Source organism: Microbacterium oxydans, from assembly GCF_006540085.1.
Taxonomy (GTDB): domain Bacteria; phylum Actinomycetota; class Actinomycetes; order Actinomycetales; family Microbacteriaceae; genus Microbacterium; species Microbacterium oxydans.
Map to the genome: position 1 here is coordinate 39959 of NZ_BJOG01000001.1, position 25941 is coordinate 65899.

Consider the following 25941-nt stretch of genomic DNA (forward strand, 5'->3'; position numbering starts at 1 on the left):
CCGGGACGGGGCGAAATCGGTGGCGCAGTCACCCACTATCTCAGCGAAGCAGGGCCACACGTCGCGATCGCGTTCATCGATGATCTCCAGCACGCGATGGGTCGGCTCGCTGCGCATCCCTCTCTCGAGTCGGCGCGCTTCGAACCGGTGACCGAGATTCCCGAGATCCGCGCCTTCCCTCTTCGGAGCCACCCGTACCTCATCATCTACACCCACGACCCTGATGCTGTGCGAGTGCACCGCGTGCTCCACACGCGGCGAGACATCGCCGCCGTCCTCCGCGACCGACTCTGAGTCCGCAGCCCGCGGGAGAGCCGCCCCACCCGCGCCGGTAGACTGAACCTGCCCCGCCGGCCCCTTCCTTTGGAGTGCGCGTGACCACCGCCCCTGCACCTTCCCCCCAGCACGTCCCCGACTCCGTCGAGAACGCGATCGCGACCCCCGAGAAGGAGCAGCCGTACGGCGCCCTCGGACTCAAGGACGACGAGTACGCGCGCATCAAGGAGATCCTCGGCCGCCGACCCACCTCGGGCGAGCTGGCGATGTACTCGGTGATGTGGTCGGAGCACTGCTCCTACAAGTCGAGCAAGAACTACCTGCGCCGCTTCGGCCAGAAGGTCTCCGATGAGATGAAGGAACGCCTCATGGTGGGCATGGGCCAGAACGCGGGCGTCGTCGACGTCGGCGAGGGCTGGGCCGTCACCTTCAAGGCCGAGTCCCACAACCACCCCTCCTTCATCGAGCCGTTCCAGGGCGCGGCCACCGGCGTCGGCGGCATCGTCCGCGACATCATCTCGATGGGCGCGCGTCCTGTCGCGGTCATGGATGCGCTGCGCTTCGGTGCGATCGACCACCCCGACACCGCCCGCGTCGTGCACGGTGTGACCAGCGGCATCAGCTTCTACGGCAACTGCCTGGGCCTTCCGAACATCGGTGGCGAGACCGTCTTCGACAGCGTCTACCAGGCCAACCCGCTCGTCAACGCGCTCGCGGTGGGCGTGCTGCGCCACGAAGACCTCAAGCTCGCGAACGCCACCGGTGTCGGCAACAAGGTGGTCCTGTTCGGAGCCCGCACGGGTGGCGACGGCATCGGCGGCGCGAGCATCCTGGCCTCCGACACGTTCGCCGACGGTGGCCCCACCAAGCGCCCCGCGGTGCAGGTGGGCGACCCCTTCGCCGAGAAGGTGCTCATCGAGTGCTGCCTGGAGCTGTACCGCGGCGAGCTCGTCGAGGCGATCCAGGACCTGGGCGCAGCCGGCATCTCGTGCGCGACCAGCGAGCTCGCGGCCAACGGCAACAGCGGCATGAAGGTCTCTCTCGACAACGTGCTGCTGCGCGACCCCACGCTCACGGCAGAGGAGATCCTCATGTCGGAGTCGCAGGAGCGCATGATGGCGATCGTGGCCCCCGAGAAGCTCGACGCCTTCCTGGCCGTCGTGAACAAGTGGGAGGTCGAGACCTCCGTGCTCGGCGAGGTCACCGGCGACGGACGCCTCATCATCGACTGGCAGGGCGAGCGCATCGTCGACGTCGACCCCTCGACCGTCGCGGTCGACGGCCCTGTCTACGACCGTCCGGTCGCGTACCCGACGTGGATCGACGCGCTCCAGGCAGATGCCGCAGAGAAGCTTCCGCGCGCGAACGACCCCGAGACGCTGCGCGAGCAGTTCCTCGCCCTCGTCGCCTCCCCGAACCTGGCCGACACGAGCTGGATCACGAACCAGTACGACTACTACGTGCTCGGCAACACAGCCCTGAGCTTCCCCGACGACGCCGGCATGATCCGCGTAGACGAGGAGTCCGGCCTCGGCTTCTCCGTCGCGACCGACGCCAACGGCCGCTACTGCCAGCTCGACCCGTACGCCGGCGCGCAGCTGGCCCTCGCCGAGGCGTACCGCAACGTCGCCGTGACCGGTGCCGTGCCGACCGCCATCACCGACTGCCTCAACTTCGGCTCTCCCGAGAACCCCGAGGTCATGTGGCAGTTCGGCCAGACCGTCGACGGCCTCGCAGACGGCTGCTACGAACTGGGCACCCCGGTCACCGGCGGCAACGTCTCGTTCTACAACCAGACCGGCGACGTGCCGATCCACCCGACCCCGCTCGTCGGCGTGCTCGGCATCATCGACGACGTCTCCCGCCGCATCCCGTCCGGCTGGCAGGACGAGGGACAGAACATCTACCTGCTCGGCACCACCTCGACCGAGCTCTCGGGTTCGGCCTGGGCAGACGTCGTGCACCAGCACCTCGGCGGCCTGCCCCCGAAGGTCGACCTCGCCGGGGAGAAGCGCCTCGCCGGCCTGCTCGCCGCGGCCCGCGACGAGTGGCTGATCTCCTCGGCGCACGACCTCTCCGAGGGTGGCCTCGCGCAGGCCCTGGCCGAGGGTGTGATGCGCTTCGGTGTCGGCGCCCGCGTCTGGCTCAACGAGATCATCGAGCGTGACGGCGTGGATGCCGCGACGGCCCTGTTCTCCGAGTCGACCGGCCGCGTGATCGTGACCGTTCCCCGCGAGGACGACGTGAAGTTCCGCGGACTCTGCGAGGGACGCGACTACCCGGTGATGCGCATCGGCGTGACCGACAGTGAGGGCGCGAAGCTCGAGGTGCAGGACGTCTTCACCGTGACGGCCGCCGAACTGTGCGAGCGCTCGCAGGCCACACTGCCGTCGTACTTCGGCCCGACCGTCACCGAGGCGGTCAGCGCATGAGCAACGACGGTCTCAGCGAGGACTACGGCGACCTCGGCGAGAAGCGCAATCGGCGCATGCGCATCGTCGCGTGGACCGTCATCATCGCGCTGATCCTCGGCGGTGGCGGCGCGACGGTGCTGACGCTGCTCCTCGGCTGAGTCGGGATCTGGGCCGTCGCCGGCAGGCGGGCTTGCGTGACGAACGGCCGTCGCCCGCCGTCCAAGCGTGCAGGGAAACGTGGACACGATTCGATCGCGGTCACATGCCGAGCGATGGCAGGGCCACGACGTTCACTCCGTCCGCACGCCGATACGACGGACCGGTGCCGGTGATGACCGTGAGTGCCGGCGAATCGGCTCGGGTTCCGTCGACATTCGCCCACCTGTACAACCATCAATGTAGGGGCGGCAAACGGAGTCGTGTCAACATTCGGATTTGGGATCGGCGTGTCGGCACCCGCAGCAGCACGGAGCCGACATCCCTTCAAGGTCGAAGTTGAGTTCGCCCATGCAAGAACTGTGGAGGCCGAAGGAGCATTCGACGCACCTCGCGACGCCGTCCGTGGCGAGCAACCGCACCACCAGGGATGTGGTGATCTCGAGGGCTTCGGCGATATGGTCCGGCTCCCAGCGATAGCGGTCAAAAACCAGCTGTGCGTAGCGCGCCTGGCTGACTCTCGACCTACGTGCTTCTCGTCGGATCGCCTCTGCGATTTGATTCGCGCCGTCCGATCCATGGTTAGGCTGTAGACCGCTCATCGTTGCCTCCTCAGGCTGGTGGGTGATGGAGCGGCTCCCGTGATTGGCGTCTCGGAGCCGCTCCTTCGTTTTAATAGGTGCCCCTGTCACTCGGGGCGTGATCAAGAATCCACACTTCCTGAGGGCACCGCAACGTCGCCTGTGGATAAGGGTGTGGACAAAGCGCGAAAGATGCCAGCATTACTGTGTATAAGTGCTGTGGAAAAGGTTGTTCACAGGCTGTGGATTTCGAACTACATCCGCGTAATTCCGGGGCAAAATGGTGTACACAGGGTGTGGATGGAAAAAAGTTCATTCGCGCGTCGAAGGTTGCGGGCACAAAGCCGCGGTGATCTGTAGAGCCTGAGGAAAGCCGAGCCGATGTTTTGCCGGGGTGTTGACGAGGTCGATGGGTCTGAGGTCGCGATCATTCGGTAGTTAGCTGCCCGGAGTGAGCTGAGCGGATGGCTCGCGCTTCTTCGAACGGATCCGGTTCTGCGAGACGGGGTTGTTTTCCATCCGGTCACGCCACCAGGCGAGCAGCACGTCCTCTTCGACGACCCGCACGAGCTGTCCATCGCGCCGCTCCCGCCCCATGCGCATGCCCTGCAGCTTCCAGTAGCAAATGGTGCGGCGAGATCATCGCACTCGGGTGGCGGCTTCGCGATAGGTGAGCATGTTCACGGAAGCAGCCCTTGGATCGTTACTGTGCAGATATGCACTTTTGCTTCAATGATGTGACTTACTGGCTTGAGCAGATCGCGCGCACAGATCTTTGGCGTGACTATCTCATTCCAGTGCTGGGAATCGCAGCGACAGTCTTTCTCGGATGGGCGGCCGTAGCTGCTGCTCGAGCCGCCAATCAGATCGCCAAACAGAACACGGACCTCGCCCTTCGTGCAGAGCGGCGGCGGTTCGGAGATGCGGTGATCGCCTACTACGAGTCTCGCCATGACGACGTCCGGACCGGAAAGAACTGGAATCAGCCTCATTGGACCGAGAATGCAGATGCAGTCGCGGCTGAGGTGGCTGAGCCGAATAGCGACAAGCTTCTCGGCTGGGTTACCGGAACGATCGACCACGCGACGAATGACGGCGACCCGAACCACCGGGATATCAATGCCATTCATATCAGGTCGATGGTGCCGGTCGTCGTGGCTCGATGGGTCAACAACCCGGGGGCCTTTGACGAGCGGCCATTCGTGTTGTGGGAGGAGCGCGCTGCAGCTCAGACACGGCCGCCGACGAAGTGAGCTACTTGTCATCGTCGACTGTGTCTGTGGGCGCGGCAGCGGCCGCGGGTGTCTAGTTGGCGCGGCAGATGATGCAGGCCTTGGGGAGCAGCGCCTGGCCGTCGGGTCCGTCGATCCAGCCGATGAGCACGCCGCGTCACCCCGGCGGATGCAGCGCTCGGGGCGGGATCGGCGGGTGGTGTGCGTGTCGCGGCGGTGGCAGGCGCACCTCACGAGTCGGATGAGCTGCTCCTCGAGCTCGTCGAGGTCCGGCCAGGAGCAGGTCTCGTAGAGGATGTCGGAGAGCCAGACGTTCGCCGCGAACTCCAGCGATGCTGCGGCTGCATCCACGGTCTCTGATGCGGTGCCGAGCTTCAATCCGACTCCGGCCCAGTGCGCATCCGGCAGCGAGTCGTCAGCTGGAGATGACTATCAGTCGTCAATTTGGGAGACAATCGGTCGTCAGTTTGCGAACCCCTGAGCTGCTAGATCTGGAGACTTCGTAACGATCCAGCCCACGGACACCGCCAGCGACGAAGGCCTCAAGACGACACATAGCTACGCGAACGACCGCTCCGTCACGGAGTGGCTCGAGTAGTCGCCGTCGAGTGGCGCGGACCTCAGCGCGTGAAGAGGTACCGCGCCAGGTCGATGATGCCGTCGGGACCGCGGCTCTCCCGCCCGAGCGAGTCCACGATGATCGCGCCCAGGATGGCGCGCCCGATCTGCGCGACCGGGGCATCCTCCGGCAGCTGGCCGTCGCGGATCCCCCCTCGCAGCCGTTCGGACAGATGCTGCTCCACCCCGAGACTGCTCCCGAGATGCGCGCCGACCGCCGCGTCTTCGGCAGCAGCGGCGACGAGCGACTGCAGCAGCGCCTGACCCTGCGCGGAGGCGAGGATCGACAACACCGACTGCAGCCAGGTCTCGACGTCGGCGAACAGATCACCCGTGTCGGGCACGACGAAGTCGACGGGGATGAGCCGCCCGTCCACGAGACAGTCGGCGATCAGGGCCCCGCGGGACGACCACCAGCGGTAGATGGTCTGCTTGCCCACCCCGGCTTCCTTGGCGATGCCCTCGATCGTGAGCCGGTCATAGCCCTGCGCATGGAACAACCGAGAGGTCGCATCGAGGATCGCCTCGCGTGCCGCCGTGCTGCGCACGGGGCCGCTTCGATGCTCGTTCGCCATGCGTTCAGGATAGCCACAGATCGCTAGACGAGACGTGCCGTATGATCTTCGAGTCTGAAGGAGACCACTGTGGCATCACTGCTCTACCGTCTGGGTTCGTTCGCTGCGCGCAAGGCGTGGACGGTGATCGTGTCGTGGGTGCTGATCCTCGGCCTCGGCATCGGTGCCTTCCTCACTTTGGGCGGCACGCTGAGCAACAGCTTCGACATCCCCGGCACTGCATCCGGCGCCGTGACCGATGAGCTCGCCGACAAGCTTCCGGACACCGCCGGCGGCACCGGCACGGTCGTCTACAGCACGAAGGACGGGTCGCCGTTCACCGACGAGCAGAAGCAGGCGATCTCCGACCTCGCCGTCAGCGCCGAAGACCTCGACGGCGTCGCGCGCGTGATCGATCCGTTCGACGCGCAGAAGCAGCAGGAAGAGCAGGCGCAGAAGCTCGCCGACGGCCAGACGCAGGTCGCCGACGGTCGCACGCAGCTGGATGCCGCCCAGACGCAGCTCGACGACGGCCGTGCGCAGCTCGAAGCCGGACTCACGCAGCTCACGGCCGCGCGCACGCAGGCGGAGCAGGCCGGTGCCGGATCCGCACAGCTCGCCGCCCTCGATGCCCAGATCGCTGCCGTGAACGCGCAGCTGGCTCAGGTCGCGGCCCAGAACGCACAGCTCGACCAGTCCCGCATCACCCTCGACGACAACGCCGACCAGGTGCAGCTGGGCTCGACCCTGCTCGACCTGGCCGACGGCATCGGCGTGGTCTCCGACGACGGCTCGACCGCCATCGTCAACATCTCGTTCGTCGACCCGCGCCTCGAGCTCTCCGAAGAGGTGAAGCAGGGCGCGATCGACCACTTCGAGTCCTCACCCATCGACGGCGTCGAGGTCGACTTCGGCACCGACATCGCGCAGGGCGTGCCGGAGATCTTCGGTGTCGGCGAGGCGGTCGGCCTCGCGTTCGCCGCGATCGTCCTCATCGTGATGCTCGGCTCCCTCATCGCCGCCGCCCTCCCGATCGTCACCGCCATCGTCGGCGTCGGCGTCGGCGTCACGGCCTCCCTCGCCTTCTCGGGCATCGTGAACATGGCGTCGGTCACTCCCGTGCTGGGTGTCATGCTCGGTCTCGCGGTCGGCATCGACTACTCGCTGTTCATCGTCAACCGGCACCGCAAGCAACTGCTCGCCGGAGTTCCGGTGCGGGAATCCATCGGCCTCGCGACCGGCACTTCCGGCACGGCCGTGGTGTTCGCCGGCACGACCGTGATCGTCGCCCTCCTCGCCCTCAACGTGACCGGTGTGCCCTTCCTCGGCCTCATGGGCACGGTCGGCGCGGTGTGCGTCGCCGTGGCCGTGCTCGTCGCCATCACCCTCGCGCCCGCCATCCTCGGACTCGTCGGCACGCGCCTGCTCAGCCGTCGCGCGCGCACCACGATCGGCGAGGAGCACGCCGCGGGCAAGCCGGTGAAGCGCATGTCGACCCTCCGCGCCGTCGTCACCGCGCTCGTGAGCGTCGTCGCCCTGCTGATCATCGCGATCCCCGCCATGTCGATGCGACTCGGACTGCCCGACGGATCGAGCGAACCGAGCGACTCGACCAGCTACCGCGCCTTCCAGACCGTCGACGAGCAGTTCGGCGAGGGCGCGAACGGCCCGCTGCTCGTGACCGCGACCCTCGACGAAGCGGTCAGCGACGACGACCTGCTCTCCACGCAGGTGACGATCGCGCAGGCCATCGCCGACCAGGACGACGTGGCTGCGGTCGCCCCGATCGCCACCTCCGACGACAACACGCTGCTCGCGTTCCAGGTCGTGCCGAAGGAAGGCCCGAACAGCGCGTCGACCGAGAGGCTCGTGCAGGACCTCCGCTCCATGCCTCCCGTCGCGGAGGGGATCACCCTCGGCGTCGCGGGTCAGGCCGCGATCAACATCGACATCTCCGAAGCGTTGGCCGGAGTGCTGCCGCTGTACCTCGTGGTCGTGGTCGGCCTGTCGCTGCTCATCATGATCGTGGTGTTCCGGTCGCTGCTCGTGCCGATCATCGCGACAGGTGGCTTCGTGCTGTCGCTGTTCGCGACCTACGGGCTGATCGTGGCGGTGTTCCAGTTCGGCTGGGGTGCCGAGATCATCGGGTTGCACAGCACAGGACCCATCCTGAGCTTCCTGCCCGTGATCCTCGTCGGCATCCTGTTCGGGCTCGCGATGGACTACCAGCTGTTCCTCGCCTCCGGCATGAGGGAGGCGTTCGTGCACGGCGCCTCCGCTCGCGATGCCGTCGCCCAGGGCTTCCGCGCCGGACGCTCGGTCGTGATCGCCGCGGCCCTCATCATGGTGTCGGTCTTCGGCGGGTTCATCTTCTCGGAGTCGACGATCATCCGCTCGATCGGATTCGGGCTCGCGTTCGGCGTGCTGCTCGACGCGTTCGTGGTGCGGATGCTGCTGATGCCCGCGCTCATGCACCTGCTCGGACGCTCGGCCTGGTGGCTGCCGCGCTGGCTCGACCGCATCCTGCCCAACGTCGACATGGAGGGCGCAGCCCTCGAACGCGACCACCCCGGAATGAAGTCCGTGGCCGTGCCGACGACGACCGACTCGGTGCCGACGACCCGTACCTCCGACTGACGACGACCCAGGGATCGGGTGTCGGTGAAGGTGCCTAGAGTGGGCAGATGACCGCCGATGCCCGCGAACGCCTGCTCGCACTGCGCATGCAGGCCGAAGCCCGCGTGCAGGCGACCGCGGCGATGCTCGACGAGCTCACCCACGACCGCGCGGGCTCGAACGACGACGACGAACACGACCCCGAGGGCGTGACCCTGTCGTCGGAGTGGTCCCGGCTGACGGGTCTCGCCGACGCCGCGGCATCCGAGCTGCAGCAGGTCGATGACGCGCTCGCCCGAGTGGAAGCCGGCACCTACGGCATCTGCGCGAACTGCGGCCGCCCGATCCCCGCCGGACGCCTGGAGGCACGGCCGTTCGCCGAGTACTGCGTCGTCTGCGCCGAAAAGCTCGGCAGATAGCCCTGACAGTGGCGACGGGCACGAGTAGCATTCCCCCATGCCCATCACGCTCGAGAACGTCGGCATCGCGGTGCGCGATCTGGAAACCACCATCTCGTTCTTCACCGACCTCGGCCTCACCGTGCTCGGTCGAGACGAGGTCAGCGGAGAGTGGGCGTCGACCGCGGTCGGCCTCGACGGCAACCACGCGAAGATCGCCGTGCTGCAGACACCAGACGGGCACGGCCAGATCGAGCTGTTCGAGTACATCCATCCGGACGCGATCGAGACCGAGCCCACCCTGCCCAACGAGATCGGCATGCACCGCATCGCGTTCTCCGTCGACGACATCGACGCGTCGCTGGCGATCGCGGCCCGACACGGTTACCACCCGTTGCGCGGAGTCGCGAACTACCAGGACGTGTACAAGCTCACCTATCTGCGCGGCCCGAGCGGCATCCTCGTGATGTTCGCGCAGGACCTCACGAAGAGCTGACCATCCCGCGCCAGATCACCTCGATCGCCGCACGCAGCCGTGCCACGACGGCGGGGTCGCTGATCCTGTCACCGCGCACGACGAGCTGGTAGTAAGCGACACCCGCGACGGCGTCGAAGCACGCCTCGACGTCGAGGTCGGCCCGCAGCTCGCCCCGCGCGATCCCGATGCGGAGCGCATTCTGCAGGGGAACCCGTCGCCGGGACACGTGCGACTCCCAGTACGTCTTCTGCAGGGCGCGATCTGCCATGACGAGGCGGATGCGCTGCCGGAACCGCTCCTCGGAGTAACCGGGCGCCGAGGGTGCGACGCCGTCCGCGCCGAGTCCGAGCCCTGCGAGCAGCACCTCGTGAAGGTCGGCATCCGCGGGATAGTCCGGTGGCACCTCGCGCCCGACGTCGAGCGCGGCGGCGATCAGCAGCGTCAGCGACGGCCAGCGCCGATACAGAGCCGCGCGGCTCACTCCGCTGCACGCGACGACGCGCGACACCGTGACCTCCTCGCCAGCATCGATGATCCCCAGCGTCGCATCGACGATCAGTCCGTCGATCTCCTCATCGCGCGGACGCCCGGGGCGGCGGCGAACCGCGGCCCCGGCATCCGTCATCGGCATCGTCACGCGGCCAGCGCCCGCTCGCGCAGTCGGGCGATCGTGGCGTTCGAGAGCCCCGCAGCGCGCAACGGCGTCAGCGGGTCCCCGTGCTCCGCGCGGAGCGTGTCGAGAAGGCTGCGCATGGACACATCCATCGAGCCCTCCAGAAGCGACGAGCCGTTCTCCAGAGCGGCGGCGTCGAAGCCCAGAGCTCTCCACATCGCTCCCATGACCGGAGCCGTGCGCGCCATGACCGCGACCATGTTGTCGCCGGTGCGGGCGTAGTCGGTGACGATGTCGTCGTCGGTGGCCCCCAATGCGAGCAACAGCATGGCGGCGAGCACACCGGTGCGGTCGCGACCGGCGGCGCAGTGGAAGGCCGCCGTGCCGGGAGTGTGCGCGATCACGTTGAGTGCGATGACGAGCTGCGGCGCCGCGCCCTCGACCATGCGCCGGTACATCAGGCCCATGGCCTCGTGGCTCAGCTCCGGGGCCTTGTCTCCCATCGATGCCCCCACATCCGCGATGAGCGGCAGGTGATGGTAGCCGACCGGGTGCGCGCCGAGAGGCCCACGTCCCGTGACCGAGACCTCGAGCGGCGAGCGCAGATCGATGATGGCACTGAGTCCACCCGCGACGAGTTCATCGGCCACCTCCGAGGTCACATAGGCCAGGTCGTCCGTGCGGATGGCGAGGCCTTCACGCAGCACACCGCCATCGATCATGATGCCGCCGAGGTCGCGCAGGTTTACCGGCGCGCTGAGGACGAGTCCGGTATCGATGATGCTCATGTGATTCTCCTTCGGATGAGGGCGCTGCCCTGGTCGATCACCGTGACGAGCACGATGATGCAGATGATGATGGCGCTGAGGTGGCCGTAGTCGTACATGCGCATCGCGGTGGTCAGCTCGAGGCCGATGCCGCCGGCGCCGACGAGACCGAGGATGGTCGCGCCGCGCACGTTGCCCTCGAACAGCAGCAGCGTGTACGAGGTCAGCAGCGGTGCGGCCTGCGGGAGGATCCCGTACTGGATGATCTGCCGCTTCGAGGCGCCGACCGCCTCCATCGCGACGACGGGCCCTCGGTCGACCTGCTCCATCGCCTCGGCGAAGATCTTGCCGATCGAGCCGATGGAGCCGAGCGTCATGGCCAGGATGCCGGCGAACGGGCCGAGCCCGACAGCCGAGACGAACATGAGCGCGAACACCAGGTCGGGCACGGAGCGGATGATGTTCATGACCCAGCGCGTCGGGTAGTACAGCCACTTCGGCGCGAGGGTGGAGGTGGCTCCGAAGGCGACGATCAGGGAGAGGACGGCGCCGAGGACCGTACCGACGACGGCCATCTGAAACGTCTCCAGCAGCAGTGCCAGGATGGTGCCGATCTTCGAGAAGTCGGGCGGGAACAGGCGCGACAGGAACTCACCCATGTTGATCGCGCCCTCGCCGAGCTTCACGAAGTTGAACTGGGCGCCGTTGAACGACCAGATCAGCACCAGGGCCGCGACCGGCAGTCCGATCAGGAAGCGGGCACGCGGCACGCGGAAGGCGCTCTCGAGCCGGGCGCGCTCCGCGGGGTCGAGAGTCGGGCGGGTGGTCCTGTCTGCGCGCGGCTCAGTGGTCGTCGTCATCACCGTGCTCCTCGTCGTCGTAGAGGTTTTCCAGCGCGGCGGCATCCAACTGCGAGGTCACGCCGGAGACGAGCATCTCGCCGTGGCGAAGCCCGACGATGCGGTCGCTGTGCGCGAGAGCGAGCGACAGCACATGCAGGCTCACCAGCACAGGGATGCCGTCCTGCGTGGCGATCTCGCGCAACAGGCCGAGCACGGATCCCGCGAGCTTCGGATCGAGTGATGCGACCGGCTCGTCGGCCAGGATCACCTTCGGCTGCTGCATGAGCGCCCGCGCGATCGCCACACGCTGCTGCTGTCCCCCCGAGAGGGAGCGTGCGGGAGCGGATGCCTTGTGCGCGATCCCGACCCGATCGAGCAGTTCGAGCGCCCGACGGCGGTGCGCGTTCGAGAAGCCTCCCGCGATGTTGATCGGCCCGGCGCCGTGCAGGGCGCCGGTGAGCACATTGGTCATGACGCTGAGGCGTGGGATCAGGTTGAACTGCTGGAACACCTGTCCGACCCCGGAGCGGAGGGTTCGCAGCTCGCCGCGGCCGAGGTTCGTGACGTCGTGCCCGGCCACGCGGACCGTGCCTGAGATGATCGGCGCGAACCCGGTCAGGCTGCGCATCAGCGTGGACTTCCCCGAGCCCGAGGCTCCGAGCAGGGCGACCATCTCGCCGGGGAAGAGGTCGAGGTCGACCCCGTCGAGCACCGCGTTCTCCCCGTACGCGACCTGCAGTCCGCGGACCGTGACGAGGGGAAGCGCCTGGCGGAGCTCGGCCGTGGGGGTGCGCACTGCACCCTCGGCGGGGCCGAAACCCAGAGCATCGGTTGGCGCTCCGGCGTGTCGGTCTGCGACGCGCCCTGACGACGACGAATCATCTCCGTTTCGGCCGGGTGCGGAAACAGCGGCCGCCGGCGCGAGACGCAGAGCGGGAAGAGTCACTTGAGGTCCTCGAGCTTGACCCCGGCCACGGCCGCGATCTCGGCGAAGGACTGGAAGTCGGCGCTCTTCGGGTCGACCGTCTGCGGGGCCGCTGCGAACGCACCGTAAGCGCCGAGACGCTCAGCGTTCGCGGGCGAGAACACCTCGGCGATGCCGTCCTGGATCACCTTGCGGGTCTCGGCGTCCAGCGACTGACGGCCGAGGACCGCGCCCTGGATGTCCATCGCGGGGCTCTCCCCCACCGCGCGCCACTCTCCATCCGCAAAGGGGAACATCGGGGCGCCGAGCTCCGTGAGCATGACGGCCGTGCAGGCTGCGTCCACCTGTCCCTGCTGCAGCGCGGCGAAGCTGCCCTCGTGTCCACCGGCGAAGATGGCCTCGTAGTCGGTCCCCTGCTCGAGACCGGCCTCGTGCAGCATGTACACGGGCATGAAGTACCCGGAGCTGGAGGCCTGATCGGCGAACGCGACCGTCTTGCCCTCGAGGTCCTCGACCTTCTGGATGGGCGATTCGTCGAGCACGACGCAGGTCGAGACCGGCTTGCCGTCGCCCTGGAAGGCGACCAGCGCATCCACCTCGCCGGTGTTGACGGCGAGGGCCGACGGGAAGCCGCTCATGATGCCGATGTCGACGTGGTCGGCACGGATGGCCTCGACGACACTGAGGTAGTCGGGCACATCAGTGATCTCGACGTCGCGGCCCGTCGCCTTCTCCAGCAGGTCGGCGAACACCTCGATCGGGTTCTCGGCGGTGGGGTCGTCGCCGACGGGGATCGTGGCGATCGTGAGAGGAGCGTCCGGATCGGCCGGAGCAGCCTCGGCGGTCGGGCTCTGGCAAGCGGTGAGAGAGAGGGCGGCCACGCCCAGGAGGCCGACGACGGGCAGGGTGAAGCGGCGCATGATGACCTTTCGGGAGGAGACGTCTCGGCATTCCGAGAACATCGGTATTCCAACCCCTGAAGGTGACACGCAATTACGAGACTGCCGTACTCCGAATGGAACGCTGCGTGAACGGACGGTATCGACGCTGCGGGCGGAGCGGGCCAGCTGTGTCCCCGGAGGTTCCTGCCTTGCCGCCGCAACAGCACGGGCGGCAAGAGCCCGCCGAGAAGTAGGCTGAACGCATCATGGACGAGTTCATCCAGGGCTTCTGGACCTTCGCGCAGCACTACTGGTGGCTCATCTTCCCGATCATGGGAATGGCCGGTGGTATCGCGAAGACGTGGGAGCGCAGCTCCAAGCGACGACACGAGCGCCGCCTGGAGACCCTTCGCATGAAGGCGCAGCTGAAGACCGCCGAGATCGAGGCGCGCGCGCTCACCCAGCAGGCCAAGCGCCGCGGACCCTCTGTCGTCGACACCACAGCGTCCGTGGCACCGAGCGATCTGGTCGCGCGCCTGTTCGCCGAGCATGACGAGATCACGGCACGCTGGCTCGACTACGAGCTCGACGTCGCCAAGCTGATCGCCTTCCCCGCCATGAGCGATGGGCGCCAGCCGCTGACCGCCGCGTTCCTGCGCGCCAAGAAGACGGCCGATGCCCTGCGCCCCGCCTCCGCCGACGCCAGGGTGTCGGAACAGCAGGTCACCGAGTACCTCCAGGCCGTCGGCGACTACGCGGTCGCTTTCGAGATCGCCGAAAAGGATGCCAGACGCCTGCGCGATTCGACCTTCACCGAGCCGGAGCGCAAGCGTCTCGAACGCGCACAGCAGCTGCTGAAGGTCGCGGTCGACGAATCCGCCACGCAGGCCGAGCGCAACGTCGCCTACAAGCGCGTGCGCGAGGAGCTCGACGGCCTCATCCTGCTCTCCGACGACGCGGTCACCGTGCTGGAGAAGCAGGTGGCGAAGGAGCTTCCCGCGCAGGCGAGCGCTGCCACCGCGACCCCGCCCGCCGCACCCGCAGCCGAGCAGGAGGCGGAGCGCGTGCCGGAGCCTATGCCTGTCGCCGACCCGCTGCACCGCACAGCCCCGCGGACCCTCCCGCGCGACGACGCATGACTCCGGAGAACGTCACCGGCCCGATGGCGCACCACGCCGAGGCGCCCGTCTGGTGGTCGGGCTGGGGCGGATTGCGCTGGGTCGACGGGGACGCCGGCGATCTTCTGTCGCTGCGACCGGATGGCGTGTCCCGCCAGCACATCGACGACGAGTACCTGGCCTTCGCCCGCCCGCGCTCCGGTGGAGGTCTGGTGGCGGTCGGCGCCCGCACGCTCTACCTCGCGGATGGCGTCGACGGACAAATCCGGGCTGTCGCCCCGCTGGGCGACGACCCCGGTGTGCGCATGAACGACGGATGCTGCGACCCTCGGGGACGCCTGCTCGCGGGGTCGATGGCCTACGACGCGGCGCCCGATGCCGGAGCCGTGCTGCGCGTCGACGCCGACCTGACGACGAGCACCGTTCTTCCGCGGGCGACGATCTCGAACGGCATCGGCTTCTCGCCGGACGGCCGACGCGCCTACTACGTCGACACCGCGACGCACCGCATCGACGTGTTCGACGTCAGCGAGGGCGAGCTGCGGGGCCGTCGCGCCTTCGTCGCGATCCCCGAGGAGCAGGGTTCCCCCGACGGATTGTGCATCGCCGCTGACGGCAGTATCTGGGTGGCCCTGTGGGGCGGCAGCGCAGTGCACGGCTACGACGCCGCAGGGCAGCGCATCGCGACGATCGAGCTCCCGGTGCCCCAGGTCAGCGCCTGCACCTTCGGCGACGACGACCTCGGCACGCTGTACATCACGACCTCGGCGCAGGGCCTCGAACCCGGCCACGGCACCGAGGCGGGCTCGCTCTTCGCCGTGCGACCCGGTGTGCGGGGCCTTCCTGTCATCCCCTTCGCGGGCTGACGCACCCGACGACCTCTACCCGGAGCACGGTGCACTCAGCGAAAGGAACCGTGCCCCGGGCACAGGCCGCCGGGGAGAGCCGAGTCAGCCCAGGTGCACCCGCTCGGTGCGCTGGCGCTGACGTCCGAGACCCTCGATCTCGATCGTCATCTCATCGCCGTCCTGCAGATAGGGGAACCGGCCGGAGAGCGCGACACCCTGCGGGGTACCGGTGTTGATCACGTCGCCGGGCTCGAGCACCAGATACTGACTCAGCTCGTGCACGATCTGCAGCACGGAGAAGATCATGTCCGCGGTCGACGAGTCCTGCCGCGGCTCGCCGTTCACGAACGACCGCAGTCGCAGCGCCTGAGGGTCGACCTCGTCGGCGGGGACGAGTGCGGGCCCGAGCGGGTTGAACGTCTCGGAGCACTTGCCCTTCGACCACTGCCCGCCCGAGACGTCGAGTTGATACGCGCGCTCCGAGACGTCGTTCGAGATCGTGTAGCCGGCGATGACCTCTCGCGCGGCATCAGGAGACGACAGGTAGCGGGCGGGCTTGCCGATCACGATCGCCAGCTCCACCTCCCAGTCGACCTTCTCGGCTCTGGGCGGCAGCAGCACGACATCGTCCGGTCCGACCACCGTGTTGGGGTGCTTGAAGAAGACGACCGGATGCTCGGGGGGCTCCGATCCGGATTCGGCAGCGTGAGCTGCGTAGTTCTGTCCGATGCAGATCACTGCTGTCGGACGAGCGACAGGGGCGCCGATGCGCAGCCCGTCGACGTCGGCGGCGACCAGTTCACCCCGGCCGAGCGCGGAGCGCACGCGGCCGATGCCGTCGGCGGCGAGGAAGTCGCCGTCGATCTCGGCGGTGAGGGGGGACAGGTCGTACACGACGCCCGCCTCTCGCACATAGGGACGTTCGCGGCCGACGGGGCCGAGTCGCAGGAGCTCCATGGGGCCTTCCAGGTCAGCGCGCGGTGGCGAAGGACGGGTTGACGATCGGCACGGACTCGCCGGCCAGGTAGCGGATGACGTTCTCGGCCGCGTGCACCGGCAGGTCGGCCAGCGCCTCGGGCGAGTACCAGGCGGCGTGCGGTGTGAGCAGCACCTGATCGAGGTCACGCAGCGGCGAGTCGGCGGCGAGCGGCTCTCCCGCGAACACGTCGAGGGCCGCGGCACCGATGTGTCCCGCCCGCAGCGAGGCGGCGAGCGCCTCCTCGTCGATGAGCGGACCGCGACAGGTGTTCACCACGACCGCTCCCGGCTTCATGGTCGCGAGGGCGGCTGCGTCGATCAGGTGCCGGGTGTCGTCGGTGAGCGGCACGTGCAGGGTCAGGATGTCGGCACGCGCGACGGCCTCCGCGATCTCCACGGGCTCGCAACCGGCTTCGCGCACGGCGTCGGCGGGGGCGAAGGGGTCGGCGACGAGGACGCGGAAGCCCAGCGCGCGACAACCGCGAGCGACCATCGAGCCGATGCGTCCGAAGCCGAGCACCGACACCGTGGTGGCTGAGGGGCGCACGGCGAGCGGTCGTGCGTCGACGGCCTTCCAGGTCCCGGCACGCACGGCGCGGTCGTAGGCGGACAGGCCTCGCGCCTGGGACATGATCATGGCGATGGTGTGCGCTGCCACCTCTTCGATGCAGTAGCTCGGGGTGTTCGCGACGGCGATGCCGCGAACGGTCGCAGCCTCGACATCGACCATGTCGTACCCGATGCCGACACGGCTGATGATGCGGAGGTTCGGCATCCGGTCCATCACATCACCCGTGATCTGCGCCCACTGCACGACCAGCCCTTCGGCGTCGGCACTGAGGGCGGCGATGTCGTCCGGGCTTCCGGATGCGGCGCGATCGGCGCGCAGTCCTGCCTGTCGGAGCGTGTCTTCGATGACGGTTCCCGGCAGGTCGCAGTCGCTGACGAGGATGAATGGCTCGGTCATGGATGCGATGCTATAGCATCTAGCAGACCTGCGCATCGCGATACCGATGTTCGGCCCTTTCGTTGTTCCGAAATCCTGGGCCGCCTGCGCGGGCGCCAGCGAGTTCACGCGTGAGGGGTGCCGAAACCCTCCGAATCTCCGTCTGAGCAGGGGGATCGCCCCCCGTGTTCGCCAGACTGGGGAGATCGAAGGGGAGTAGTTCCGGGCTCGCGAGAGCCTGAGGCCGCATCGACATACTGACGTTCACGATGATCGTCCGGTGCCCCTGTCTCCCGGATGAACGAGACCTTCGGCCCACGCGCGGCCGGAGTTCTGTCTTGTCCTCCCTCGGTCGCGCCCGACCGAAAGGACCGTTCCCCATGCCACGCGCATTGATCGGCCGTCTCGCCCTGTGCCTCCTGATCGCCGCCCTCGCCTTGGTGTTCCGCACACTGGGCTTCCACCCGAATCCCGTGCTCGACCTCGTCGTCTTCGGGGCGGCGGTCGTGGCGGCGAGCTTCGTGCTCGCCTGGGCCGCCGAGGCCGCGCAGAAGGACATCTCCGGCGCCCTCGCGATCGCCATCCTCGCCCTCATCGCCGTGCTGCCCGAGTACGCCGTCGACCTGTACTACGCGTTCCGCTCCGGCTCCGACCCCGAGTACGCGCAGTACGCCGCCGCGAACATGACGGGATCGAACCGACTGCTCCTGGGCTTCGGGTGGCCACTCGTCGTGATCGTCGCCCTCGTGATCGCGAACCGGGCACGACGCGGCGAAGCCCGGCGCCTCGCCCTCGAGCTCCCCGTCACCGCACGCCTGGACGTCGGCTTCCTCGCGGTGCTGGCGATCCTCGCGTTCGCCATCCCACTGCTCGGGAACATCCCGATCTGGTTCGGCCTGGTGCTCATCGGGGCATTCGTCACCTACCTGTGGCGGGCAGGCCGCGCGGAGAGCGAAAGCCACGACGAGTTCGTCGGCGCCGCCGCGCACATCGCGGGCATGCCGACCCGCGCCCGGCGGATCACCGTGATCTCGTTGTTCATCGTCTCGGCGGGCATCATCCTCGCGTGCGCCGAGCCTTTCGCGACCGGTCTCGTCGACTCGGGAACCGCGCTCGGGATCGACAGCTTCTTCCTCGTGCAGTGGCTCGCACCCCTCGCCTCCGAGGCGCCCGAGTTCATCATCGCGGTGCTCTTCGCCGTCCGGGGAATGGGGGCAGCCGCGATCGCCACCCTCATCGCGTCGAAGGTCAACCAGTGGAGCCTCCTGGTCGGCTCGCTCCCCCTCGCGCACTTCTTCGGTGGCGGAGGGTCCGATCTGCCGCTCGATGCCCGGCAGATCGAGGAGTTCGTGCTCACCGGCACCCAGACCGTGATGGGTGTCGCGATCCTCCTCGCCCTCCGATTCCACCTGGGATCGGCCATCGCCCTGGCGGCGATCTTCCTCGTGCAGTTCTTCGTGACCGACACCGGCGGCCGCTACGTGCTCTCCGCTCTGCAGCTGATCATCGCCGCCGGGTTTTTGATCGTCCACCGTCGGCACATCCTGCCCACCCTCGCCGCGCCGTTCCGTCGATCGCAGCCTTCGCCGGCGATGACCGCGGGCGGATCCGCTGACGGCGCCGGAGGTCGCGGATGACCGCCCTTTTGCTATAGCGTTTAGGGATGACTATGCGCCGCGTTCTGATCACGGGGGCGAGTTCCGGCATCGGGACCGCCGCCGCCCTCGAACTCGCCCGCGAGGGTGCTGCCCTCTGGATCACGTATGCCGGACGGGAGGCCGAAGCGCTGCGCATAGCGGAGGAGTGCCGGGCGGCAGGGTCACCCGAGGTTCACGTGTCGCGCCTCGACCTGCGGGATCGCGAGTCGATCGACGCGCTCGTCGGTGAGATCACGGACGCATGGGGATCGCTCCACGTGCTCGTCAACAACGGCGGAGTCTGTCCCTACACGCCTTACGAAGACATCGAGTTCGACGAGTGGGACATGGTGCTCGAGACCAACGCCCGCGGCACCTTCTTCCTGACCCGCGGCGCGCTCCCCCTGCTCCGGGCCGCGGAGGGGGATCGCTCGGTGATCAACATCGCTTCGATCGCCGGCCAGGTCGGCGCGCTGCAGACCGGCATCCACTACGCCGCGAGCAAGGGCGCGATCCTGGCCATCACGCGCAGTTTCGCCCGGCACCTCGCCTCGGAGGGCATCCGCGTCAACGCCGTGACCCCTGGCCCGGTCGCGAGCGCCATCACGGACCAGCTGCAGGGGGCGGGGCGCGAGAAGCTCGAGTCGGGCATCCCCCTCGGCGCGTTCGGGCAGCCGGAAGACGTGGCCTGGATCATCGCATCCCTCGCCTCAGAGCGAGCACGCTTCATCACCGGCGCCACCTACGACGTCAACGGAGGAGTTCGCATTGACTGACCGCACCCCCCTGGACCGCTCCGCCCTCGAAACCGTGCAGGCGCAGCTCGATGCGTTCAACGCACACGACCTCGACGCGTTCGTGGCCACCTACGCCGAGGACGCCGTCATCACCGGTGTCGCCGCCGAACCCGTGGTCGGTTCCGCCGCGATCCGTGCGTTCTACGAACCTCGACTGCAGAACCCCGAGCTGTCGTGCGTCATCGAGACCAGCGTGCTCTTCGGCACCCGGTGGGTTGTCGCACAGGAACAGGTGATCAACGCCGACGTCGCCACCGAGACCATCGCGACCTTCGATGTGGTGGACGGACTGATCGCCAGGGCGTCGATGCTCAAGGCCTAAGGAGGCGGAGGTCGTCGGGTCTCGAGGTGGGGTCGGCCTAGCCGGCGAGCTCGATCACATCCATTCCGAACAGGCTGGTCTTGGGAGATTCGATCGAAGCCATTCGTGGAACGGGCTTGAGTGGTCGGTGCTCGGGAGCGATCATCAGACGGAAGGGCCCTCTCGCGAGCCCCAGGGTCAGTTGCGTGTCGTACCAGCACAGCGCCTGCCTCGGAGAAGCCTTTTGAATCCAGGAGTGCAGGAAGAGCCAAGCGAGAGACGCGAACGGGATCAGGATCCAGAGCGCGAGGCCGCGCACCAACAACACGAGGAGCCATCCCGTTCTACTGAGTGCGTTCATCGACGGATTCCCCCTTCCTGGTCAGCTGTGCCGTATTGAACGTAGCGGACCACAGACGAGAGCGGCGCTATCTCCGATGCGCGGTTACGAGCAGTGTGACAATCAGTCCCAGTTCGGCGCGGGCGGTCGATACGCGTCACGGCGATGGCGGGCGCGAACCACGGCCAGCGTCTCCGGCGCTTCGAGGAAGAAGAGCACGCGGTAGTCGCCGCGACGGGCCGAGCGCAGCCCCTCGAACTCGTCTTGCAGCGGTTTGCTCATCCGCTCAGGGTTCTCGGGCAGCGTGTAGACGGCGAATTCCACGATCGCCTGAGCAATCTTCTGCGGCAGCCGATCCAGGTCCCGCCAGGCAGAGTCGGCGAACGAAGTGACCCTCGTCACGGGCGCCGAACCCCGTAGCGCGCGATCGTCTCATCGGCACTGCGCAGGTTTCCATCAGCAGCCTGCTGGCGGGCGCTTTCGACATCGTCGCGCGTTCCCGGCTCCGACAGCCAGAACAACGTCTCGTAAAGCGACTCCAACGCGTCCCTGCTGATCAGCACGGCAGCGCCGCGGCCATGGCGCGTGATCTCGATCGTCTCGTGCTCTCGCTCCACCTGATCAACGAGCCGGGACAACTGATCCTTTGCTTCACTTAAAGGCACCGTCTGCATGTCCTTCATACTAGCCCAAACTTTGGCCTTGGAATAGCCAGACCTCTGGCCATCGAGAGCGGATAGCTGTGACCACTGGCTGTCGGCCGGTCACTCGTGCTCGGGCAGGACCGGCGACGACCAACCCCGATCACGACCCAGCTGTGCCGCCCGCGACACGGAGTCCGCACCGAAGCGGCCGCGCAGGGTGTCGAGCACCGTGTCGAGGCGCGCTTCGTCGCCCCAGTCGATCGGCAGCTCGGGCGCCACGTTCCCTGCACGGTCGAGCTGCGACAGTGAGATGCCGATCAGGGTGATGCCGCCCGCAGAAATCTCGGGCTGCGCGGCGGCGAGCAGCGCGCGAGCGAGGGTGAGCAGCACGGCGGTGCGATCGGTCGGAGCCCGGAGCGAACGGGAGCGGGTGGCCTTCGTGAAGTCGCCGAAGCGCAGACGCAGCACGACCGTCCGGCACACGCGATCCCCGTCGCGGAGTCGCCTGCCGAGACGGTCGATGATCTGCGTGAGGATGAGGTCGAGTTCCTCGGCCGAGCGCGGACGAGTGCCCAACGCACGCTGCGAGCCGATCGATCCCCGACGCCGCGTGGTGTCGACCGGCCGCGGGTCGCGCAGCCGGGCCAACGCATGCACGTGCGCACCCGTCGCTTTGCCCAGCATCCTCTCGGCGGTCGCGGTCTCCAGCTCGGCGAGCTGTCCGACGGTGCGGATGCCGTACCGGTGCAGCTTCTCGGCCGTGACGGCGCCCACACCCCACAACCGCTCGACCGGGAGCGGAAGCAGGAACTCCTCTTCGCGGTCGGGCTCGACGACCAGCAGACCGTCGGGCTTGCTCACGGCACTCGCGACCTTGGCGAGGAACTTGGTGCGCGCGACGCCCACCGAGATGGCCAGCCCCGCCTCCGCCCGCACGCGCTCGCGCAGCCGCGTCGCGATCTGCTCGGGACTGCCCGCGAGGCGTCGCAAACCGCCGACCTCGAGGAACGCCTCGTCGATCGACAGCCCCTCGACGAGCGGGGTGGTGTCGCGGAAGATCGCGAACACGTCCTTGCTCGCGGCGGAGTACGCCTCCATGCGCGGAGGGACGACGACAGCATCGGGGCAGAGCTCGCGCGCCTGCCGGCCTCCCATCGCCGTGCGCACCCCGCGCGCCTTCGCCTCGTAGCTCGCCGCCAGCACGACCCCGCCGCCCACGATCACGGGTCGCCCGCGCAATTCCGGGGCGTCGCGCTGCTCGACCGACGCGTAGAACGCATCGAGGTCGGCGTGCAGCACGGTCGCTTCCCCACGCATCCTGCTCTCCTGTCGACGAGCGGATCGTCGCATGGACCGGGGACATCCGTGGACGTCGCGCCCGGCCCGCACCCGGTGTCGGTCCTCACAGGTAGGTTCGGCGCGTGCCGGAACCGGTGATGCAGTGGTGGGCGCGACGGCAGTTCTCCCGCGGTCGCGCGATTCCGTATGACGTGGGAACTTATCGCGCCGGGTGGGCCGCGTACCCGGAGCTGATCCGCCAGTACCACCCCGAGCTGAATCACGGCATCGCGCTGTCGCAGATCCCTCTCGCCGCCGACGTGCTCGTGTGTTGGGAGTGCCCGGTCGGCCATCGGTTCGCCGCCACACCGACCGAGCAGCGCGAACGTCCAGGACGCGTCCGGCGCCGCTCCGCGTGGTGTCCGGACTGCTCCGCGCTCGCCCGCCCGCAGCCGGTCGTGCTCGGGGAAGCTCGCGCCATCCCCCGTAAGCCCCGTCGCCCCGCGCCTGCACTCTGCACCAAGACGCCCGACCTGCCCTCGGGGACCGCGTTCGCAAGTGAGTGCGCGCCGAAGCCCGCCTCTGCCGCGGAGGGACGTCTGCGGGCGGGACTCGGGGTCGCGATCGAGTTCGACACCACCGTGAACGCCGTCAAGGTCTCGCGCCCGTTCTTCCGCCACACCGAGGTCTGGCCGGACATCGTGTTGCCGGAGCTGCGCATCGCGATCGAGTACGACACGGTCGGCCGACACGGCCTGGAGCATGTCGGCAAGCGGCAGGACGCGGATCTGCGCAAGGACCGCGCCCTGCGTGCTGTGGGGTGGGAGGTGATCCGCATCCGCACCGGGAAGCTCGAACCGCTCGGTCCGCACGACCTGGCGCTGCCCTCCGTCGGAGCGAAGAGCATCGCCCGGATCATCGACGAGCTGCGGGTGATTCGCGGGGCGCTGATGGTGGACGCGTATCTCCGGTAGGTGCCCCGTCAGCCCTCGAAACGCTCCCGCAGACCCGGGTCGAGGGCGATGTCGCCGAAGGATGCCGTCCACGCGCCGTCGACCGCGATGGACTGCCCCGACAGGTACGGCGCCTCGTCGGAGAGAAGGAACGCCGTGAGCGCGGCCACCTCTTCCGCCCGGGCGATCCGGCCCATGGGCGGCCCCTCGGCGAGGGCACGTTCCTCGGCGGCGGGATCGGCAGCCCGGGCGATCTGCGCCTCCAGATGCGGGGTGCGCACGCCACCGGGAGCGACCGTATTGGCTCGTATGCCCAGAGCGCCATACGACACGGCCACGCTGCGGGTGAGCGCGTCGATGCCGCCCTTGGTGAACTCATACGCGGCGTGGTCGGTGAAGCTGGAGCGTCCGTGGATCGAACCGATGTTGACGATGGCGCCCGCCACACCCTGGTCGACGAATGCGGAGACGGCCGTCGAACAGCCCCAGATGTAGCCGAAGCCGTTGATGTCGAGCACCTCGCGCACCACGGACTCGTCGAGCTCGTGCAGGGGCGTCCGTTTCGTGATGCCGGCGTTGTTGACCCAGCCGGCGAGTGGGGCTCTGGCGCGGGCAGCAGCAGCCGCGCGCTCGTGCGTCGAGCGATCCGACGCGTCACCGAGCACCACCTCGGCCACGATGCCGTCTTCGACCGTGCCCGAGCCGGCAGAGCGCTCGAGCCCGACCACGATCCATCCGTCAGCCGTGAGGCGCTCTGCGATGGCACGGCCGATGCCCTTGCCGCTGCCCGTCACGACGACGCTGCGTGCAGATTCCGTCATGTCAGTCCCTCTCGAATCGGAAGACGGCGGGATCGAGAGCGAAGCCGAGTCCCGTGGCATCCGTCGGGCGCACCAGACCCTCGAACGACGGACCACCGAGGATGAACGACGGAGCAGGGTCGTACGGGTTGATTCCTCGCGCGAACGTCTCCACGCCGATCCCGAGGTGCGCGGTGACCTCGGGATACACGTGCCCGGAGACCGGGACACCGCGCTCGGTCGCCCATGCGATCATCTCGCGGGCGGGCGTCACACCACCGATCGCCACGACGTCGAGGCGCAGCGCCTCGACACCACCGACCTCGACCAGCGCCTTCAGCACCGCGGGATCGGTGACCTCATCGCCGACGGCGACCGCCAGGCCCGATTCCCGGCGGATGCGCGCGACACCTGCTGCGTCTTCCGGCAGCAGCGGGTCTTCGAGCCACGCGAGCTGCGGGTCGCCCCACTGCGCGATCTCCGCGAGCGCGGTGTCAGCATCCGGCCAGCCGAAACCCACATCGACGACCAGCCCTGTGTCAGCGGGCAGCTCTGCGTTCAGAGTCGCCAGGAGTTCGTGCATGTATGCCGGATCCGGAATGCGCGAGATCTTCACGTTCGTCCATCCAGCAGCCTGCGCGAGAACCTCGTCGGCGACCTCCCGCGGAGCCCGGTCCGCAGACGGGTAAGCGGCGACCAGCATCGACTCCCGGGGAGCATCACCGGTGCCGAGCAGCTTCCACAGCGGCATGCCCGCGCGCCGGGCGGCGATGTCCCAGAGGGCGATGTCGACCAGCCCCATGGCGCGCCGCACCAAGCCCACCCGGCCGACGATGGCACTGCCGCGCAGCATCCGCTCCCACGCCGCCGCAGGGTCGTCGGCATCCGCACCCACCGCGTGCGGGGCGACGAGACGGCCGACGATCTCGGCCATCGGCGCCTCCCGCGAAAGGCAGTACGCCATCCCGGTCGTTCCGTCATCGGCTGTCACCTGCACGGCGGAGTACTCTCGCCGCACGACTGTCATCGCGCCGAGCTGCAGTGGCGCAGGGAGCGGCAGTACGGCGGTGGCCGTGTCGATGCGGGCGATCGTGGTCATTCGGGCTTCTTCGCCAGGGGCACGCCGTAGTCCACCATGAAGCCACCGTCGACATACAGCGTCTGCCCGTTCATGTAGCGCGACTGGTCGGAGACGAGGAAGCTGACCGCGGCCGCGATCTCACTTGCCTCCGCCAGGCGCTTCGCGGGGATACGCGACAGGATCGTGTCCAGGCTCAGCGTCCCCTGCTCGACGCCCTGCCGGAAGACGCCCGTGTCGACGTAACCGGGCGCGACAGCGTTGACCCGCACACCGCGCGACGCCCACTCCGCCCCCGCCGTGGAGGTGAGTCCGATGACGGCGGCCTTGGTCGTGGCGTAGGGTGCCCGCCCCGCGGAGCCGCGCGAGGAGATGGAGGAGATGTTGACGATGCGGCCCTCACCACGGTCGAGCATGCGCTTCCCTGCGGCCTGGAGCGCGGAGAACACCCCGTGCAGGTTCACGTCGACGACCGCGGACCACTCATCCCACGTGAGGTCTTCGATGCCACGGTGCCGCTGGATCCCGGCGTTGTTCACGAGCACCTCGATGGGCCCGAGCTCCGCCTCGATCTCACCGAAGACCCGGTCGACCCCGGCGTGGTCGGTGACATCGAGCTCCCGCCACAGGATCCCGGCGGGGTTCTCGCCCGCGGTCAGCCCGGGGACGCGGTCGGTCGCGACGACGAGGTAGCCGTCCGCGGAGAGTCGCTGGCCGATCTCCCAGCCGATGCCGGCGGATCCTCCGGTGACGATGGCGACGGGTGCCTGACTCATGCGTGCTTCTCCTCAGTCATACGTTTGCTATAGCAGTCTACGGCCGCTCTCGTCGCGATGTTCCAGCCGAAAGCCTCGAAGTAGGTGGAATATCGC

Annotated in this window: 29 protein-coding genes; 13 read left to right on the forward strand and 16 right to left on the reverse strand. The window is 68.3% G+C overall.

Features of this window, described 5'->3' with window-relative positions:
- The first annotated feature begins 15 nt into the window (after positions 1–15).
- The 3 genes from MOX01_RS00205 (at position 16) to MOX01_RS19025 (ending at position 2848) form a co-directional block, all read left to right on the forward strand.
- The gene (locus tag MOX01_RS00205; RefSeq protein ID WP_269140004.1) at positions 16–294 is read left to right on the forward strand and encodes a type II toxin-antitoxin system RelE/ParE family toxin; all 279 of its coding nucleotides are present in this window, start codon (positions 16–18) and stop codon (positions 292–294) included.
- Positions 295–374: 80 nt separating this feature from the next.
- Positions 375–2708: a phosphoribosylformylglycinamidine synthase subunit PurL gene (purL, locus tag MOX01_RS00210; RefSeq protein WP_141368021.1), complete on the forward strand. Its 2334-nt coding sequence runs from the start codon at positions 375–377 to the stop codon at positions 2706–2708.
- Entirely contained in the window at positions 2705–2848 is a 144-nt protein-coding gene (locus tag MOX01_RS19025) for a hypothetical protein (RefSeq protein ID WP_164734066.1), read from the forward strand. Before purL ends, MOX01_RS19025 begins: the two co-directional genes overlap by 4 nt.
- Before the next feature lie 1017 nt (positions 2849–3865).
- On the opposite strand, the gene MOX01_RS00215 is transcribed toward MOX01_RS19025, so the two are convergent.
- Positions 3866–4030, reverse strand: coding sequence for a hypothetical protein (locus MOX01_RS00215; protein WP_230977754.1), 165 nt, complete (start codon positions 4028–4030; stop codon positions 3866–3868).
- A 113-nt stretch (positions 4031–4143) separates the two neighbouring features.
- On the opposite strand from MOX01_RS00215, the gene MOX01_RS00220 reads away from it, so the two are divergent.
- Positions 4144–4680, forward strand: a complete 537-nt coding sequence (locus tag MOX01_RS00220) for a hypothetical protein (RefSeq protein ID WP_170289814.1) — start codon at positions 4144–4146, stop codon at positions 4678–4680.
- A gap of 599 nt (positions 4681–5279) precedes the next feature.
- Here MOX01_RS00220 and MOX01_RS00225 read toward each other — a convergent pair.
- Complete coding sequence (locus tag MOX01_RS00225; protein ID WP_141368023.1) at positions 5280–5852, reverse strand: TetR/AcrR family transcriptional regulator; 573 nt, start codon at positions 5850–5852, stop codon at positions 5280–5282.
- A 69-nt stretch (positions 5853–5921) separates the two neighbouring features.
- Here MOX01_RS00225 and MOX01_RS00230 point away from each other — a divergent pair, with 69 nt between their 5' ends.
- Genes MOX01_RS00230 through MOX01_RS00240 form a run of 3 tightly spaced genes read left to right on the forward strand, consistent with a single transcriptional unit; the run spans position 5922 to position 9341 of the window.
- Positions 5922–8468 (forward strand): MMPL family transporter, encoded by a 2547-nt coding sequence (locus tag MOX01_RS00230; protein ID WP_141368024.1) that lies wholly within the window; start codon positions 5922–5924, stop codon positions 8466–8468.
- A gap of 47 nt (positions 8469–8515) precedes the next feature.
- The gene (locus MOX01_RS00235) at positions 8516–8866 is read left to right on the forward strand and encodes a TraR/DksA family transcriptional regulator (protein ID WP_058631056.1); all 351 of its coding nucleotides are present in this window, start codon (positions 8516–8518) and stop codon (positions 8864–8866) included.
- Between the two features lie 37 nt (positions 8867–8903).
- A complete protein-coding gene (locus MOX01_RS00240; protein ID WP_141368025.1) occupies positions 8904–9341 on the forward strand; it encodes a VOC family protein in 438 nt (145 codons plus the stop codon).
- Here MOX01_RS00240 and MOX01_RS00245 read toward each other — a convergent pair.
- The 5 genes from MOX01_RS00245 to phnD all read right to left on the reverse strand — a co-directional run bounded on the left by MOX01_RS00245 (position 9328) and on the right by phnD (position 13390).
- Complete coding sequence (locus MOX01_RS00245; RefSeq protein WP_227751235.1) at positions 9328–9948, reverse strand: TetR-like C-terminal domain-containing protein; 621 nt, start codon at positions 9946–9948, stop codon at positions 9328–9330. The two genes, MOX01_RS00240 and MOX01_RS00245, sit on opposite strands and share 14 nt — an antisense overlap.
- Positions 9949–9956: 8 nt before the next feature.
- Positions 9957–10724 (reverse strand): tyrosine-protein phosphatase, encoded by a 768-nt coding sequence (locus tag MOX01_RS00250; protein ID WP_061017426.1) that lies wholly within the window; start codon positions 10722–10724, stop codon positions 9957–9959.
- Positions 10721–11563 (reverse strand): phosphonate ABC transporter, permease protein PhnE, encoded by an 843-nt coding sequence (gene phnE, locus MOX01_RS00255; protein ID WP_141368026.1) that lies wholly within the window; start codon positions 11561–11563, stop codon positions 10721–10723. Before phnE ends, MOX01_RS00250 begins: the two co-directional genes overlap by 4 nt.
- Positions 11547–12341, reverse strand: coding sequence for a phosphonate ABC transporter ATP-binding protein (locus MOX01_RS00260; protein WP_141368027.1), 795 nt, complete (start codon positions 12339–12341; stop codon positions 11547–11549). The genes phnE and MOX01_RS00260 overlap by 17 nt, the downstream gene beginning before the upstream one ends.
- A gap of 146 nt (positions 12342–12487) precedes the next feature.
- Positions 12488–13390: a phosphate/phosphite/phosphonate ABC transporter substrate-binding protein gene (phnD, locus tag MOX01_RS00265; protein ID WP_061017433.1), complete on the reverse strand. Its 903-nt coding sequence runs from the start codon at positions 13388–13390 to the stop codon at positions 12488–12490.
- 227 nt (positions 13391–13617) lie between these two features.
- Here phnD and MOX01_RS00270 point away from each other — a divergent pair, with 227 nt between their 5' ends.
- Positions 13618–14490: a hypothetical protein gene (locus MOX01_RS00270; RefSeq protein ID WP_058631058.1), complete on the forward strand. Its 873-nt coding sequence runs from the start codon at positions 13618–13620 to the stop codon at positions 14488–14490.
- Positions 14487–15335, forward strand: coding sequence for an SMP-30/gluconolactonase/LRE family protein (locus MOX01_RS00275; RefSeq protein ID WP_141368028.1), 849 nt, complete (start codon positions 14487–14489; stop codon positions 15333–15335). Before MOX01_RS00270 ends, MOX01_RS00275 begins: the two co-directional genes overlap by 4 nt.
- 84 nt (positions 15336–15419) lie before the next feature.
- Here the strand turns inward: MOX01_RS00275 and MOX01_RS00280 are convergent, their stop codons facing one another.
- Together MOX01_RS00280 and MOX01_RS00285 are read right to left on the reverse strand one after the other, a co-directional pair.
- Entirely contained in the window at positions 15420–16274 is an 855-nt protein-coding gene (locus tag MOX01_RS00280) for a fumarylacetoacetate hydrolase family protein (RefSeq protein WP_141368029.1), read from the reverse strand.
- A 13-nt stretch (positions 16275–16287) separates the two neighbouring features.
- Positions 16288–17262, reverse strand: a complete 975-nt coding sequence (locus tag MOX01_RS00285; protein WP_141368030.1) for a C-terminal binding protein — start codon at positions 17260–17262, stop codon at positions 16288–16290.
- A 359-nt stretch (positions 17263–17621) separates the two neighbouring features.
- Between MOX01_RS00285 and MOX01_RS00290 the strand changes: the two genes are divergently transcribed.
- The 3 genes from MOX01_RS00290 to MOX01_RS00300 are packed head-to-tail and all read left to right on the forward strand — an operon-like array spanning position 17622 to position 19997.
- A complete protein-coding gene (locus tag MOX01_RS00290; protein ID WP_141368031.1) occupies positions 17622–18878 on the forward strand; it encodes a calcium:cation antiporter family protein in 1257 nt (418 codons plus the stop codon).
- Between the two features lie 26 nt (positions 18879–18904).
- Positions 18905–19654, forward strand: coding sequence for an SDR family NAD(P)-dependent oxidoreductase (locus tag MOX01_RS00295; protein WP_141368032.1), 750 nt, complete (start codon positions 18905–18907; stop codon positions 19652–19654).
- On the forward strand, positions 19647–19997 hold the full coding sequence (locus tag MOX01_RS00300) for a nuclear transport factor 2 family protein (protein ID WP_141368033.1): 351 nt from the start codon (positions 19647–19649) through the stop codon (positions 19995–19997). The genes MOX01_RS00295 and MOX01_RS00300 overlap by 8 nt, the downstream gene beginning before the upstream one ends.
- Positions 19998–20034: 37 nt before the next feature.
- On the opposite strand, the gene MOX01_RS00305 is transcribed toward MOX01_RS00300, so the two are convergent.
- The 4 genes from MOX01_RS00305 to dinB all read right to left on the reverse strand — a co-directional run bounded on the left by MOX01_RS00305 (position 20035) and on the right by dinB (position 22277).
- Positions 20035–20337, reverse strand: a complete 303-nt coding sequence (locus MOX01_RS00305; protein WP_061017407.1) for a hypothetical protein — start codon at positions 20335–20337, stop codon at positions 20035–20037.
- 102 nt (positions 20338–20439) lie between these two features.
- Positions 20440–20718, reverse strand: coding sequence for a type II toxin-antitoxin system RelE family toxin (locus tag MOX01_RS00310; RefSeq protein ID WP_141368034.1), 279 nt, complete (start codon positions 20716–20718; stop codon positions 20440–20442).
- On the reverse strand, positions 20715–20990 hold the full coding sequence (locus tag MOX01_RS00315; RefSeq protein ID WP_061017402.1) for a type II toxin-antitoxin system Phd/YefM family antitoxin: 276 nt from the start codon (positions 20988–20990) through the stop codon (positions 20715–20717). Before MOX01_RS00315 ends, MOX01_RS00310 begins: the two co-directional genes overlap by 4 nt.
- A 90-nt stretch (positions 20991–21080) precedes the next feature.
- On the reverse strand, positions 21081–22277 hold the full coding sequence (gene dinB, locus MOX01_RS00320; protein WP_061017400.1) for a DNA polymerase IV: 1197 nt from the start codon (positions 22275–22277) through the stop codon (positions 21081–21083).
- A 104-nt stretch (positions 22278–22381) separates the two neighbouring features.
- On the opposite strand from dinB, the gene MOX01_RS00325 reads away from it, so the two are divergent.
- A complete protein-coding gene (locus MOX01_RS00325; RefSeq protein ID WP_082682540.1) occupies positions 22382–23212 on the forward strand; it encodes a zinc-ribbon domain-containing protein in 831 nt (276 codons plus the stop codon).
- An 8-nt stretch (positions 23213–23220) separates the two neighbouring features.
- On the opposite strand, the gene MOX01_RS00330 is transcribed toward MOX01_RS00325, so the two are convergent.
- From MOX01_RS00330 to MOX01_RS00340, 3 genes are read right to left on the reverse strand one after another with little or no spacing between them, the layout of a single operon-like run.
- The gene (locus MOX01_RS00330; protein ID WP_058631067.1) at positions 23221–24012 is read right to left on the reverse strand and encodes an SDR family NAD(P)-dependent oxidoreductase; all 792 of its coding nucleotides are present in this window, start codon (positions 24010–24012) and stop codon (positions 23221–23223) included.
- Position 24013: 1 nt separating this feature from the next.
- Entirely contained in the window at positions 24014–25090 is a 1077-nt protein-coding gene (locus tag MOX01_RS00335; protein WP_141368035.1) for a mandelate racemase/muconate lactonizing enzyme family protein, read from the reverse strand.
- Entirely contained in the window at positions 25087–25845 is a 759-nt protein-coding gene (locus tag MOX01_RS00340; protein ID WP_058631069.1) for an SDR family NAD(P)-dependent oxidoreductase, read from the reverse strand. The genes MOX01_RS00335 and MOX01_RS00340 overlap by 4 nt, the downstream gene beginning before the upstream one ends.
- Between the last annotated feature and the right edge of the window lie 96 nt (positions 25846–25941).